Origin of the sequence: Mesorhizobium sp. M0018 (genome assembly GCF_040323955.1) — a bacterium.
GTDB lineage: Bacteria > Pseudomonadota > Alphaproteobacteria > Rhizobiales > Rhizobiaceae > Mesorhizobium.
The window spans coordinates 129,796-142,308 of the sequence record NZ_JAMYVL010000002.1; the positions used below are offsets into that span (position 1 = coordinate 129,796).

At 63.0% G+C, this 12,513-nt stretch carries 13 protein-coding genes; 10 read left to right on the forward strand and 3 right to left on the reverse strand.

Features of this window, described 5'->3' with window-relative positions; translation table 11 throughout:
* The first annotated feature begins 39 nt into the window (after nucleotides 1–39).
* The 3 genes from hflK to NKJ81_RS02885 all read left to right on the forward strand — a co-directional run bounded on the left by hflK (nucleotide 40) and on the right by NKJ81_RS02885 (nucleotide 3,759).
* Nucleotides 40–1,134 carry an FtsH protease activity modulator HflK gene (hflK, locus tag NKJ81_RS02875; protein WP_352471619.1) on the forward strand — a complete coding sequence of 365 codons (1,095 nt, stop codon included), beginning with the start codon at nucleotides 40–42 and terminating at the stop codon, nucleotides 1,132–1,134.
* The gene (gene hflC, locus NKJ81_RS02880) at nucleotides 1,134–2,096 is read left to right on the forward strand and encodes a protease modulator HflC (protein ID WP_352539565.1); all 963 of its coding nucleotides are present in this window, start codon (nucleotides 1,134–1,136) and stop codon (nucleotides 2,094–2,096) included. The genes hflK and hflC overlap by 1 nt, the downstream gene beginning before the upstream one ends.
* Before the next feature lie 145 nt (nucleotides 2,097–2,241).
* Entirely contained in the window at nucleotides 2,242–3,759 is a 1,518-nt protein-coding gene (locus NKJ81_RS02885; protein WP_352539566.1) for a DegQ family serine endoprotease, read from the forward strand.
* Nucleotides 3,760–3,806: 47 nt separating this feature from the next.
* Here the strand turns inward: NKJ81_RS02885 and NKJ81_RS02890 are convergent, their stop codons facing one another.
* Together NKJ81_RS02890 and serB are read right to left on the reverse strand one after the other, a co-directional pair.
* Entirely contained in the window at nucleotides 3,807–4,379 is a 573-nt protein-coding gene (locus NKJ81_RS02890; protein ID WP_352539567.1) for a GNAT family N-acetyltransferase, read from the reverse strand.
* Nucleotides 4,376–5,263, reverse strand: a complete 888-nt coding sequence (serB, locus tag NKJ81_RS02895) for a phosphoserine phosphatase SerB (protein ID WP_352539568.1) — start codon at nucleotides 5,261–5,263, stop codon at nucleotides 4,376–4,378. Before serB ends, NKJ81_RS02890 begins: the two co-directional genes overlap by 4 nt.
* On the opposite strand from serB, the gene miaA reads away from it, so the two are divergent.
* The 3 genes from miaA (at nucleotide 5,253) to NKJ81_RS02910 (ending at nucleotide 7,638) form a co-directional block, all read left to right on the forward strand.
* A complete protein-coding gene (gene miaA, locus NKJ81_RS02900) occupies nucleotides 5,253–6,221 on the forward strand; it encodes a tRNA (adenosine(37)-N6)-dimethylallyltransferase MiaA (RefSeq protein ID WP_352539757.1) in 969 nt (322 codons plus the stop codon). The genes serB and miaA overlap by 11 nt on opposite strands.
* Before the next feature lie 104 nt (nucleotides 6,222–6,325).
* Nucleotides 6,326–7,120 (forward strand): GGDEF domain-containing protein, encoded by a 795-nt coding sequence (locus tag NKJ81_RS02905; protein ID WP_352501016.1) that lies wholly within the window; start codon nucleotides 6,326–6,328, stop codon nucleotides 7,118–7,120.
* Nucleotides 7,121–7,251: 131 nt separating this feature from the next.
* A complete protein-coding gene (locus NKJ81_RS02910; protein WP_352539569.1) occupies nucleotides 7,252–7,638 on the forward strand; it encodes an ester cyclase in 387 nt (128 codons plus the stop codon).
* A 36-nt stretch (nucleotides 7,639–7,674) separates the two neighbouring features.
* Here the strand turns inward: NKJ81_RS02910 and NKJ81_RS02915 are convergent, their stop codons facing one another.
* Nucleotides 7,675–9,501, reverse strand: a complete 1,827-nt coding sequence (locus NKJ81_RS02915) for an ATP-binding protein (protein ID WP_352539570.1) — start codon at nucleotides 9,499–9,501, stop codon at nucleotides 7,675–7,677.
* 150 nt (nucleotides 9,502–9,651) lie between these two features.
* Here NKJ81_RS02915 and NKJ81_RS02920 point away from each other — a divergent pair, with 150 nt between their 5' ends.
* From NKJ81_RS02920 to NKJ81_RS02935, 4 genes are all read left to right on the forward strand, one after another.
* On the forward strand, nucleotides 9,652–10,218 hold the full coding sequence (locus tag NKJ81_RS02920) for a helix-turn-helix domain-containing protein (protein ID WP_352539571.1): 567 nt from the start codon (nucleotides 9,652–9,654) through the stop codon (nucleotides 10,216–10,218).
* 1 nt (nucleotide 10,219) lies between these two features.
* Nucleotides 10,220–10,531: a hypothetical protein gene (locus NKJ81_RS02925; protein WP_352471626.1), complete on the forward strand. Its 312-nt coding sequence runs from the start codon at nucleotides 10,220–10,222 to the stop codon at nucleotides 10,529–10,531.
* A gap of 22 nt (nucleotides 10,532–10,553) precedes the next feature.
* Nucleotides 10,554–11,081 (forward strand): GNAT family N-acetyltransferase, encoded by a 528-nt coding sequence (locus NKJ81_RS02930; protein WP_352471627.1) that lies wholly within the window; start codon nucleotides 10,554–10,556, stop codon nucleotides 11,079–11,081.
* A gap of 219 nt (nucleotides 11,082–11,300) precedes the next feature.
* Nucleotides 11,301–12,461 (forward strand): PcfJ domain-containing protein, encoded by a 1,161-nt coding sequence (locus NKJ81_RS02935; RefSeq protein WP_352539572.1) that lies wholly within the window; start codon nucleotides 11,301–11,303, stop codon nucleotides 12,459–12,461.
* Nucleotides 12,462–12,513 lie beyond the last annotated feature (52 nt).

Below are 12,513 nucleotides of genomic sequence, written 5' to 3' on the forward strand. Positions count from 1 at the left end.
GAGCCGGCGCTTGAGGGAATTCCAAGCGAAAGGACATTCATGCCCTGGAACGACAAGAGCGGCGGCGGCGGCCCGTGGGGCGGCGGCAACAATCAGGGGCCTTGGGGTCAGGGACCAAAAGGACCCAGCGGCCCGCAGGGCTCGCCTCCCGATCTCGAGGATATCATCCGGCGCGGGCAGGACCGGTTGCGGCGCGCGCTGCCGGGCGGCGGTGGCGCGAGCCCTGCCGTGTTCGGGCTGATTGCCGCGGCGCTGGTGGTGCTATGGGCGTTCAAGGCAGTGTACACCGTCCAGCCAGATGAAGTTGCGGTGGAGCTCAGGTTCGGCAAGCCGAAGGCGGAGCTGTCGCAGCCGGGCCTGCATTTCCATTGGTGGCCCATCGAAACGGTCGAGACCGCTAACATCGCCGAGCAGCTTGTCAGCATCGGCGGCGGCAGCACCAGCGGCGATGGCCTGATGCTTTCCGGCGACCAGAACATCGTCAACGTGCAATTCTCGGTGGCCTATCAGGTTTCCGACCCGAAGGCCTATCTGTTCGACGTGTCCGACCCGGGCGGCATGCTGCAGCAGGTCGCCGAAAGCGCGATGCGCGAAGCGGTCGGCCGGCGCCCGGCGCAGGACATTTTCCGCGACGACCGGCAAGGCATTGCGGCGTCGGTGCGTGAGATCATCCAGACGACGCTGGACGGCTACAAGGCCGGCCTCAACGTCAACGCAATTTCCATCGAGGACGCCGCGCCGCCGCGCGAGGTGGCAGACGCGTTCGACGAGGTGCAGCGGGCCGAACAGGACGAGGACAAGTTCGTCGAGCAGGCCAATCAGTATTCCAATCAGAAGCTCGGCCAGGCGCGCGGTGCGGCCGCACAGATCCGCGAAGACGCGGCCGCCTACAAGAACCGGGTCGTGCAGGAGGCCGAAGGCGAGGCGCAGCGCTTCATCTCGGTCTATGACGAATATGCAAAGGCGCCGGAAGTGACGCGCAAGCGGCTCTACCTGGAGACGATGGAGAGGGTGCTGAAGGATTCCAGCAAGGTCATCGTCGAGCAAGGCAACGGGCAAGGGGTGGTTCCCTACCTGCCGCTGCCGGCATTGCAGCAGAAGGCGCCGGCACCGGCCACCGGAGGAAACCAGTGATGGCCAACCGTCTTCCCGTCATTGCGGTCATCGCCGCGGTCATCCTGTTCCTGCTCTATTCGTCGGTCTTCGTCGTCAATGCGCGCCAGCAGGCGCTGGTGCTCAGGTTCGGCGAAATCGTCGACGTCAAGAACCAGCCGGGCATCTATTTCAAGGCGCCATTCTCCTTCTTCGATGCCGACACCGTCCAGCTGATCGAAAACAGGGTCCTGCGCTTCGACCTCGACAACATCCGTGTCCAGGTTTCGGGCGGCAAATTCTATGAGGTCGATGCCTTTATCGCCTATCGTATCTCGGACCCGCGTGTGTTCCGCGCCGCGGTTTCCGGCCAGATCGAACTGGCCGAGGCCCGGCTGAGGACGCGTCTCGACGCTGCCTTGCGCCGCGTCTACGGCCTGCGCGACTTCGAGGCGGCACTCTCGGAAGAGCGCGCCGTGATGATGCGCGAGGTGCGCGATCAGCTGAGGCCTGATGCCACCTCGCTTGGCCTGCAGATCGAGGATGTCCGCATCCGCCGCACCGATCTCACGGCCGAAGTCTCGCAGCAGACCTTCGACCGCATGAAGGCCGAACGTCTCGCCGAAGCCGAGCGGCTGAGGGCGCGCGGCAACGAGGCAGCGCAGCGGATCAGGGCTCGCGCCGACCGCGAAGTGGTCGAAATCGTCGCCGAAGCGCAGAAAGAGTCTGAAATCCTGCGCGGTGAAGGTGAAGCCCAGCGCAGCGCGACGTTTGCCGGGGCCTATCAGCGCGATCCGGCCTTCTTCGATTTCTACCGGTCGATGAATGCCTATGGCACGGCGCTGAACAGCGCAGGAACGACGATGGTGCTGTCGCCGAATTCCGAGTTCTTCCGCTTCTTCCGCGACCCGGACAGCAAGGAAACGCCTGCGGCACCGGCGGCAGCACCGCCAGCACCTGCCGCTCCCGCGCCACCGGCGGCTCAGCCAAGCACCGGCCAGTAGGGCCGGTGCAGGGATAGCCGGCGTAACAGAGGATTTATTCTCTGGCGGTAGCCATAGCCGCAAACGTGCCTTATTTCTTGCCAACATGACGCGACGCGGCGTTTTTTGCCGAAGCGCTTTTTTCAGAACACCCGGAGGCCTTTCGATGACATCCACCACCCTTCTGCGTGCAGCGAGGCGGACGTTCATCGCCGGGGCCGCTGCGCTTCTGGTCGGCGCCATTGCCGTTCCGTCGTTCGTGGCGCCGACGATGGCAGCCGACGGGCCGCCCTCGGTTGCCGATCTCGCCGCCGGCCTGCTTGGCGCCGTGGTCAACATCTCGACGTCGCAGACTGTTAAAGGCACTGAAGGGCCGGGCGCAGTGCCGATGCCGCAGCTGCCGGAGGGCTCGCCCTTCCAGGACTTCTTCGACGATTTCTTCAAGAACCGTGGCGGCGACAAGGGCGGCGGCGGGCAAAAGGTGCAGTCGCTGGGCTCCGGCTTCGTGGTCGACGCCGAGCAGGGCATCGTGGTGACCAACAACCACGTCATTGCCGATGCCGACGACATCGAGGTGAATTTCTCCGATGGGGTGACGCTCAAGGCGACGCTGGTCGGCACCGACACCAAGACCGATGTCGCGGTGCTGAAGGTCGATCCGAAAGGGCACAAGCTGACGGCGGTGAAGTTCGGCGATTCCAACACGATGCGTGTCGGCGACTGGGTGATGGCGATCGGCAATCCGTTCGGTCTCGGCGGCACGGTGACGGTCGGCATCGTCTCGGCACGCAATCGCGACATCAATTCCGGCCCGTATGACGACTTCATCCAGACCGATGCCGCGATCAACCGCGGCAATTCCGGCGGACCGCTGTTCAACAGCAGCGGCGAGGTCATCGGCATCAACACGGCAATCATCTCGCCATCGGGCGGCTCGATCGGCATCGGCTTCTCGATCCCGTCGCAGCTTGCCTCGGGCGTCGTCGACCAGCTTCGCCAGTTCGGCGAGACGCGGCGCGGCTGGCTCGGCGTGCGCATCCAGCCGGTGACCGACGACATTGCCGAAAGCCTGGGCATGGCGACCGCCAAGGGCGCGCTGGTCGCCGGCGTCATCAAGGGCGGGCCGGTCGACAACGGCACAATCCAGGCCGGCGACGTCATCATCAAATTCGACGGCAAGGACATCCATGAAATGCGCGACCTGCCGCGCGTCGTGGCGGAGAGCCCGGTCGGCAAGGCGGTCGACGTGATCATCGTGCGCAAAGGGGTCGAGCAGACCGTCAAGGTGACGCTCGGCCGGCTCGAGGACGGCGAAAAGCTTGCCAGCGGCGGTGAAAACGGCAACGCCGACCAGGACGATGCCGACAAGGCGCCTGCGGTTTCGACGGCTGCCGTGCTCGGCATGACGATCGGCGAGCTCAATGAGGAGACGCGCACGAAATTCGGCATCGCCGCCGACGTCTCCGGCGTCGTCGTGACCGACGTCTCCAAGGATTCGGCGGCTGCCGAACGCGGCATCCAGCCGGGCGAGGTGATCACCGAGATCGCGCAGGAATCGGTCGCAACGCCCAAGGACGTCATGGACCGGATCGGCGCGCTGAAGGAGCAGGGGCGCAAGAACGCGCTGTTGATGCTGGCGTCGAAGACCGGCGAGCTGAGGTTTGTGACAATCCGGATGGATTGAGTCCGGAGGAGCCTGCAATGCTCTGATCTTGAAACGAAAAAGGGCGGCTAGCGGGCCGCTCTTTTTCTTGCCTGCCAGTCTGTGCGTGACAGCCTGTAGAAGACATGTCGCCTGAGTGCGGTGTGGCTGTCCGGAACACCGGGATGGTCGAAATCGGAGGCGGGGTCGGCGATCATGCCCAGGCGCTCCATAACGGCAGTGGACCGGCTGTTATCCTTGACTGCGAAGGACACGATTTCGTCGAGGCCAAGTCTTTCAAAGCCATAGGTGAGCCAGGCTTCGGCTGCTTCGGTGACATAGCCGCGGCCCCAGAATTCGGGTGCCAGCCGCCAGCCGATCTCGATCGTGCCGCGCGGCAGGAATGGCAAATGATCGGTTCCGGTTATGCCGACGAAGCCGATGCATTCACCTGTGGCTGCGATCTCAGCGGCCGCGAAGCCGAAGCCGTCGCGATCGATAGCCGCGCGCAACTCCTCCATCTTGGCGTCAGCCTGGGCGCGGTCGCGGCGAAACGGAAAGAATTCCATGACCAACTCGTCGGAATTGATGCGATGGAAGAGCTCGCGGTCACGATCTCCCCAGTTGCGCAGGATCAGGCGCTCGGTGCGGATCGGCGTCATTCGACAAATTCCTCCCGGCGATAACCCTGCAGATAAAGCAAGGCGGTGAGGTCGCCGTGGTCGATACGGATCTTTGCCTCGGCTGCCACGGCCGGCTTGGCATGCAAGGCGACGCCGATGCCGGCAAGACGGATCATGTCGAGATCGTTGGCGCCGTCACCGACGGCAATGGCATCGGCAGGCGTCAGGCCGAGGCGGGCGGAAATCTCGATAAGGGCTTCGGCCTTGGCGGCGCGGCCGAGGATCGGTTCGGCGACCAGGCCGGTGAAGCGGCGATCCTGCTCGATCAGGCGGTTGGCGCGATTTTCGTGAAAGCCGAGCAATGCTGCGATGCGGGTGGTGAAGATGTCGAAACCACCGGAGATCAGCGCCGTCCGGGCGCCATTGGCCGCCATTGTCTGGACGAGCGTGCGGCCGCCGGAGGCTAGCGTCAGGCGATTGTCGATGATGCGGTCGATGATTGCGGCATCGAGACCCTTGAGCAGCGCCACGCGCTCGCGCAAGGCCGGCTCGAATGCGATCTCGCCGTTCATCGATCGCGCCGTGATGGCGGCGACGCGATCCTTGACGCCGATCTCGTCGGCAAGCTCGTCGATGCATTCCTGGTCGATCATCGTCGAATCCATGTCGGCGATCAGGATCTTCTTGCGCCTGTTCTCGGCCGGCTGGACGGCCACGTCGATCGGTTCGGAAGCCAGCGCGGCACGCAGGCGCGCCGTTATTTCGGAAGCGTCGGCGGTCTCCGGCAAGTCGAGCTCGCAGGCGATGCCTTCGGCCAGCCAGCGAACAGCGCTTGCGCCGACCGACCGCGAGGCCATATTCGCTAGCGTCGACGTCAATGCGCGGCCGGCGGGATGGGATAGAAGCGTGGCGATCAGCGGCATCGAAAATTCCAGCGGACGGGCGGGCGAAGGCCGCCTGAAGAACGCGATCCTGATAGCCGGGCCGACCGCCAGCGGCAAGTCGGCGCTCGCACTCGACCTCGCCGAGCGCAATGGCGGTGTCATCGTCAACACCGATTCCATGCAAGGCTATTCGGTGCTCGACGTGCTGACGGCGCGGCCTGGTCCTGCCGAACTCGCCCGCGTCCCCCACTTTCTTTATGGACACGTCGATCCGTCCACCGCCTATTCAACCGGCGCCTGGTTGCGTGATGTCATAAAGCTGATCGACGACGGCACGCTTTCGGAGCGGCCAGTGATTTTCGTCGGCGGAACCGGGCTTTATTTCCGGGCGCTCACGGAAGGTATCTCGGAGATGCCCGACATTCCGAAGTCGATCCGCGACCGCTGGCGCTACGAGCTCCAGGAACAGGGCGCAGTGAGATTGCACCGCATCCTGTTGCGCGAGGATTCTGCGGCCGGCATGATGCTGAAGCCGACGGATGGCCAGCGCATCGTGCGGGCGCTGGAGGTGCTCGACGCGTCGGGCCGTTCCATCCTGGACTGGCAGGCCGCGCGTGGCCGGCCGTTGATCGACGGCAGCAGCGCGCGTTTTTTCGTCATCGAGCCGGAGCGAGCGGCTCTGGTGGAGCGGATCGATGCCCGCTTCGACCGCATGCTGGATGAGGGGGCACTGGACGAGGTGAAACAGCTTTCAGCGCTCGGCCTCGATCCCGACCTGCCGGCGATGAAAGCAATCGGTGTTCGCGAGCTTCAGGCCGCGCTGGCCGGCGCCTTCAGTTTTCCCGAGGCCATCGAGCGCGCGAAAATCGCGACGCGGCAATATGCCAAACGGCAGGCGACCTGGTTCAGGCACCAATTGGGCCCGGAATGGCAGAGATTGCGTCCTGATGGGGGGATCGACTCGATGCTCTCACTCCCTCCTTCGAGCGCAACCTGAAAAGTCGACACCGAGGGGACATTTCGCGTTGAAGTTGTCCAGGTTAACTGTCCGTAAGTTCCCGCATGCCATAAGATCGCTACGAACTTTCCAACGGGGAGCAGATGCGTTTCCACAAGGCGGAATCAGCCTTTTTCGTCTTTATTTTTGTGATCCTGGCCGCCGGCCTGGTGACGCTTTACGCCTATGGGCTCCTGCAAACCCTGGCCGCCGACATTAGCAATACGCCTTCAAAACTCGATGAAATCGTCTATCTCAACAAGCTGCTGTTTGCGACGGGCGTGCTGTTGGCGACTGCGCTGTTCTTCGGCATTTTCTTCATCTACCCGCTGATCCGAAAGCAGGCGACGGAAGAAGGCAAGCTGCGCGCCATGACCGTTTCGCTCAGCGCGCGTTCGGAGACGCTGGAGCATGCGGCGCTCACCGACAGCCTCACCGGCATGCAGAACCGGCGTTATTTCGACGATGCGCTGAAGGAATATCTCGAAGAGTTCCGCCGCATCGAGAAACCAGTAGGGCTGATGATCCTCGACCTCGACCATTTCAAGCAGGTCAACGACAGCCACGGCCACGATGTCGGCGACGAGGTGTTGCGGGCGGTCGCCAACTGTCTCAAGGACATGACACGCTATCACGACGTGGTGGCGCGCCTGGGCGGCGAGGAGTTCGCGGTGGTCACGCCCAATATGGACGCCGAGCTGCTATCCAAATTCGCCGAGCGCATCCGCAAGGCGATCGCCAACATGTCGGTGCTGACGGGCAATGTCCGACTGAAAATCACCACCAGCGTCGGGCTTGCCGTCTGGGATCGCAAGGAAACCGCCGAGGAGTTCTATCGCCGCGCCGATCGCCAGCTCTATGAGGCGAAGAGGCAAGGGCGCAACCGCGTCTGTGCCTGAATTCCGTCATTGAATTCGTGATTCCGGCCGTCTGGTATCGTTTTCTTCGTTTCCGGTGCACGCAGACCGACATCACCCCGTCAAGCTGAGATGCTGCCTTTGCGGGGCTTGCCGGAAATAGAGGTGTTGCCGTGACTAAATCCGATCTCTCCGGTCTTTACCGAGGCTATATTGCATGCCTGAACAAGCAGGATTGGCCAAATCTGGGGAGGTTTGTTCATGATGAAGTGACCCACAACGGTCGCAAGCTCGGATTGTCCGGCTATCTCGAGATGTTGGTGAGAGACTTCGACGAAATTCCGGACCTTTATTTCAACATTCAGCTATTGGTTGCCGATCCGCCTTATGTAGCGAGCCGGCTAAGCTTCGACTGCGCGCCAAGGGGAACGTTCCTTGGGCTCGATGTAAGCGGGAAGAGAATTTCGTTTGCCGAGAACGTATTTTATGAGCTTCAGAGAGGGAAAATTCGCCAGGTGTGGTCAGTTATAGACAAGACAGCCATCGAAACTCAGCTTTGATATCTGCGAGCGCTGCCTAAAAGTCGCTCGGCTCAATCATTCTGGGGGACGCAGGCCGAAGGTCGCCGGCTTGAGGCCGTAGCGCAAGTCGAAATCGTCGTTTCGCTGGGTGCGTGCGGCCGACCGCTTGCGATAGTCCGAATCGCCGGCCTGCCGGCCCGGATCGACGACTTCCGCGAAAGGCATTGCCTGTTGTGATTTCGGCACGTTGCGCAGCCGTTCGACGATCGCCACGAGGTCGACCTCGTCGCCGGTTTCGGACGGCAAGGCATTCTCGCGTTTGGCGGTGCCGGGGATCAAATCCTCGGAGAGCTTTTCGAACTTCATCCGCATCGTCGTCGCCACGCCTTCCCCGAAGGCGATAGCCTCGCGCTGGCCCATGGAAGACAGGAACGCGAGCGTCGAAGCCGAGGAATCGGCGATCGCCGAGCGGATGATCGCCTGGTCCTGCTCGTTGGCGAGCCGCATGGCAAAGAACGTCGAGCACTGCGACAGGATGGTCGGGTCGAGTTCGCCCGGGCGCTGGGTGACGACGCCGAGATAACAGCCATATTTGCGGCCTTCCTTGGCGATGCGCGACAGCGCGTGCCGCGTCGGCGCGAAACCGAGGCGCGGATCGGCCGGCATATAGCGATGCGCTTCCTCGCACAGGAAGAGCAGCCGCAGGCGGCCTTCGCTCCACAACGCCAGGTCGAAGGCCAGCCGCGCCAGGACCGAGCAAACGGAATTGACCACCTCGGACGGCATGCCGGCCATTTCGAAGCAGGTCACCGGGCGGCCGTGATGCGGCACGCGGAAGATGTTGCCGATCGTCTCGTGGATGGTGTCCTCGATCAGGCGCGAGTTGAACATGAAACGGTAGCGCGGATCGGATGCCGCCGATTCGATACGTGTCTTCAGTGACCTGAGGGTCGGGCGATCGTTCTTGCTTTCCAGCAGCCCCATGCGCTCGTCGACCAGCTTGATGAGGTCGGCAATGCGATAGGGCACCGGCGCGTCTGCGGTCAGCGCATCGGTGCTGCGCCGTAGATAGTTGCCGGAGTTCGGATTGCGGTAGAGGTTCTTGGCCGCGGGGATGAGATCGCGCAAGGCGTCGACCTCTTCCGGGACCGTCTCGCGGCCGCGAAACAGCACCTCGGCAAATTCCTCTAGCTTGAACATCCAGAAGGGCAGGTCGAGCGTCGTCGAATCGACCCTGACGCAATATTCGGGCAACGACGCGGCGAACTCGTTGTGTGGATCGAGGATGAGCACGCGCAGGTCGGGCCGGGCGGCGATCGACTTGCGCAAGAGCAGCGACACGGCGGTCGATTTGCCGACCCCGGTGGTGCCGACAATGGCGAAATGCCGCGCCAGCGTATCGTCGATGGCGATATTGGCGTCGATCGCCTCGTCCTGCGACAGCGTGCCGATGGTGATCGAATGACGACCTGCGAGATCGTAGACGGCCTGCAGGTCGCGGCTGCGGATACGATGGGCAATGGCGCCGATATGCGGGTAGGTTGTGATGCCACGGTCGAAGATCGGCTTCGCGCCGGGTTCGGCCCCGTCGCGCACCTCGCCGATCAATTCGATGCTGACCTCGATCGGATTCTGGCCCTCGCTGCTCCACGCACGATCCGACTTGCCGATTTCATAGACCAGGCCGACGGTTCGTGATGTACCGAGATTGATCGAGATCATCTTGCCGACGCTCCACAGGCCGGTGACCGTGCCTTCGATATCGTCGGCATAGGCGCTGATGGTGGCGCGCGCGCCGTCGCATTGCACGACATTGCCCAGAATGCGCTTGTCGTTCTGCTCCGCCCTGCGGCGCTCCAGCAAAGTCGGTTCCCCAATGGAGGCTTCGCGTTCAACGAGCATGGATACGCCGGTCCCTTTTCCCAAGCGATGAGCCTAGGCGAACGGGGTTAAGGTGGGATGAGGCCGGATGGTTTAGCGGACATTAAGGTGTTTGCGAAAACTGGATGAAACGGCCGTTGCTCTGTAGAAGAATTTCGATATATTGGATTAATGGATGATATAGCGAACGACATCTCCTCGACCATCGGCAGAAGAATACATACCGAAAGAGTGGCTCGAGGCTGGTCCCTGGCAGAGCTGGCGGAGCGGTCCAATGTTTCGAAAGCCATGCTGAGCACGGTAGAACGCGGCATGACCAGCCCGACGGCGGCACTCCTTGTGCGTATTGCGGCCGCCTTCGGCATGACGCTGTCCACATTGATCGCAAGGGCGGAATTGCAGGGCGGTGGCCTGCTTCGCGAACGTGACCAGCCGCTCTGGCGCGATCCGGCTACGGGTTATGTGCGGCGGCATCTTTCGCCGGTCTCCGACATACCCCTCGAACTGATCCGGATCCAGTTGCCGGCCGGCGCCAAGGTAAGTTTCCCGGCGGCGTCTTATGCCTTCATCAGGCAACAGATATGGCTGATCTCCGGGCGGCTGGAATTCACAGAGGGAGACATCGTTCACCGGCTCGAACCGGGCGACTGCCTGGCGCTCGGCGCGCCATCCGATTGCGTCTTTCACGCTCCGGGGCCGGACGCCGCCGACTATCTGGTTGCGTTGGCCAGGAGCTGAGGTGAAGGCGCGCCGTCCAAAACGCTGCGACAATGGCGGTCCGCCGCTCGACGACTATGACGGTCCGCCCTGGGGCAAGGGCGACCCCTATGTGTTTCTTGCCTGGCAGACCGCCCATGCCCAGGCATGGAAAGTGCCGAGCCGCGAGATCATGCTGATGCGGCTGCACAAGGCCGAGCGGCTGGGCCTGACCTATGAGGAATACACGCTCGAACTGCTGGAACGCGGGCGACATCTGCAAGAGGAAGACGCCGATCGCATCGCGGAAATCCGGCGGGCCAGGAAGCGGAAGCGGACCAGTCGTTTCGACTGACGGACGGCGACAGGGGAACGACATGAGTTCGATCGAAATCAGGCCACTCAGCAATGCTGACGGAACGCAAAAAATGCTGACGGAACTGCTGATCGGGACAGTCGCTGCCGGCGGCTCGGTCAGCTTCATGCATCCGTTGGTGCCGGAGATGGCCGCGGCCTTCTGGAACAAGTCGCTTCAGGCGGCCGCCAGAGGCGAAAGGGCGGTGCTTGGGGCCTGGAACGGCGAGGCTCTGGTCGGCACCATCACCTTGCTGCTCGACTGCCCTCCCAACCAGCCGCACCGGGCCGAGATCGCCAAGCTGATGATCCGCCTCGATTACCGCGGCAAGGGCATCGCAACCCGCCTGATGGAGGCGGCGGAAGCCGTTGCTGTGGAGAAAGGCCGCACGCTGTTGGTCCTCGACACGGCAAAAGAGGAGGGGGCTTCCGGGCTCTATGAAAAGCTCGGCTTCACGCTGGCCGGCGAAATACCGGATTATGCGCTGAAGCCGCATGGCGGGCTCACAGGCACCCTCATCTACTGGAAACGCGTCGGCCGGACACGCTGATGGCGACAACGATGCACCTTTGCAACACCCGTCAGACCATCGCGGGCGTGGAAAGAATAGCTCTTGCGTCAAATTGGCGGCGAGCTTAGAGAAGCCGCCCATTCTGATCCGTCGTCCTGAAAGGAGACCTGTCAATGACCCGGCGATCCAGATCGACACATTCCGTGCCGACGCTGGAATTGCGTGCGGCTGACAGGGTTCCAATCAGGAAGAACGGCCATGGCAAAGTCCATGATCCAGCGCAGGCAGGATGCCGAGCGCGAACGCATTGAAGCATATGCCGTAACGCTGCGGCGGGTTTTTCCTGTCCCGCGTCCCGCTCCGGATTTCGAGCGGGCGCTCGACGAGGCACGTCGGGGCTTTGCCGGCATGGCGATCCGCGACGGCGCGCTGTGGCGTCCAAAGCTGAAGACGCGCGACCCCGCGCGGCTGCGGCTGGCCGCGGCGCGCCATCTCTATGCGCGCTACCCGGTTACAGCCGCGCTCGAGGGGATCTGGCTGGACAGCTCGGGGTTGAATGCCGGCGAGATTGCGCTTCGCAAGGCTTGGTATACCGCAGTGGCACGTGGTGACTCGCTTTACAAGGCGGGCGCCTGTGCGTGGCTGTCTCGCAAGGAGGTGCATTGCTTCTTGAACTTGCCCGGCGATTTCACGTTCGACGAGGCATTTTGGGTGGTGATCGCCCGGTCCTACACGGATGATTCCGGGTTGGCGGCCCGACTTGCCAAGTCGAAAATCGCGCGCACGCCACGTAACGATCTGGCCTTCTGGCGCGAGGTGACACGGTTCTTCTGCGGGCAACCCGCGTCGAAGGAGGAGATCGACGATCTTTGCGACTATATCGGCGCCGTGCACCAGCGCGATGCGGCGTACAGCCTGAAGGGTCGCACGCTTGCCTCGCTGCGTCGGCAGATGCTGGAATGGCATCGAGACATTGCCGCGATCGAACGCATCGAGGCAATGCGCCGCCGCGCTGCCGGGCGGACCACGCGTACTGCCGGGACGCAGTCGCAGGGTCGCGCCTGGGACGGCTCGTGCCTGGACGACTGGGACTGGCAGCCGTCGACCAAGGAGGCAAAGGCGCATGGCGAGCGTTTCTTCGTCCGTCAGTTGAAGACAGCCGAGGATCTGGTCGCCGAGAGCCGGGCGATGCATCATTGCGTCTCGATATACGCGGCCAAATGCATCGCCGGCAATGCCTCGATCTGGGTGCTGCGGCGCTCGGCGCTGGGCAAGATCGAGCGGTTGCTGACGATCGAACTCGACCCGCAAAACCGTGCGGTGCAGGTGCGCGGTTTCGGCAATCGTCTCGCCTCGCTCGAGGAGCGCAAGATCATCGAGCGCTGGGCCAAGGCGAGGGGTGTGGTGCTCTGCGCCTGAAACGGAACACCCGCGCGGCGGAAAGGCGGCGCGGGTGCATAATGGGCGGATG

Coding starts and splice junctions, on each gene's coding strand:
- hflK (WP_352471619.1), top strand. CDS start 40: ATGCCCTGGAACGACAAGAGCGGCGGCGGCGGCCCGTGGGGCGGCGGC.
- hflC (WP_352539565.1), top strand. CDS start 1,134: ATGGCCAACCGTCTTCCCGTCATTGCGGTCATCGCCGCGGTCATCCTG.
- NKJ81_RS02885 (WP_352539566.1), top strand. CDS start 2,242: ATGACATCCACCACCCTTCTGCGTGCAGCGAGGCGGACGTTCATCGCC.
- NKJ81_RS02890 (WP_352539567.1), bottom strand. CDS start 4,379: ATGACGCCGATCCGCACCGAGCGCCTGATCCTGCGCAACTGGGGAGAT.
- serB (WP_352539568.1), bottom strand. CDS start 5,263: ATGCCGCTGATCGCCACGCTTCTATCCCATCCCGCCGGCCGCGCATTG.
- NKJ81_RS02905 (WP_352501016.1), top strand. CDS start 6,326: ATGCGTTTCCACAAGGCGGAATCAGCCTTTTTCGTCTTTATTTTTGTG.
- NKJ81_RS02915 (WP_352539570.1), bottom strand. CDS start 9,501: ATGCTCGTTGAACGCGAAGCCTCCATTGGGGAACCGACTTTGCTGGAG.
- NKJ81_RS02920 (WP_352539571.1), top strand. CDS start 9,652: ATGGATGATATAGCGAACGACATCTCCTCGACCATCGGCAGAAGAATA.
- NKJ81_RS02930 (WP_352471627.1), top strand. CDS start 10,554: ATGAGTTCGATCGAAATCAGGCCACTCAGCAATGCTGACGGAACGCAA.
- NKJ81_RS02935 (WP_352539572.1), top strand. CDS start 11,301: ATGGCAAAGTCCATGATCCAGCGCAGGCAGGATGCCGAGCGCGAACGC.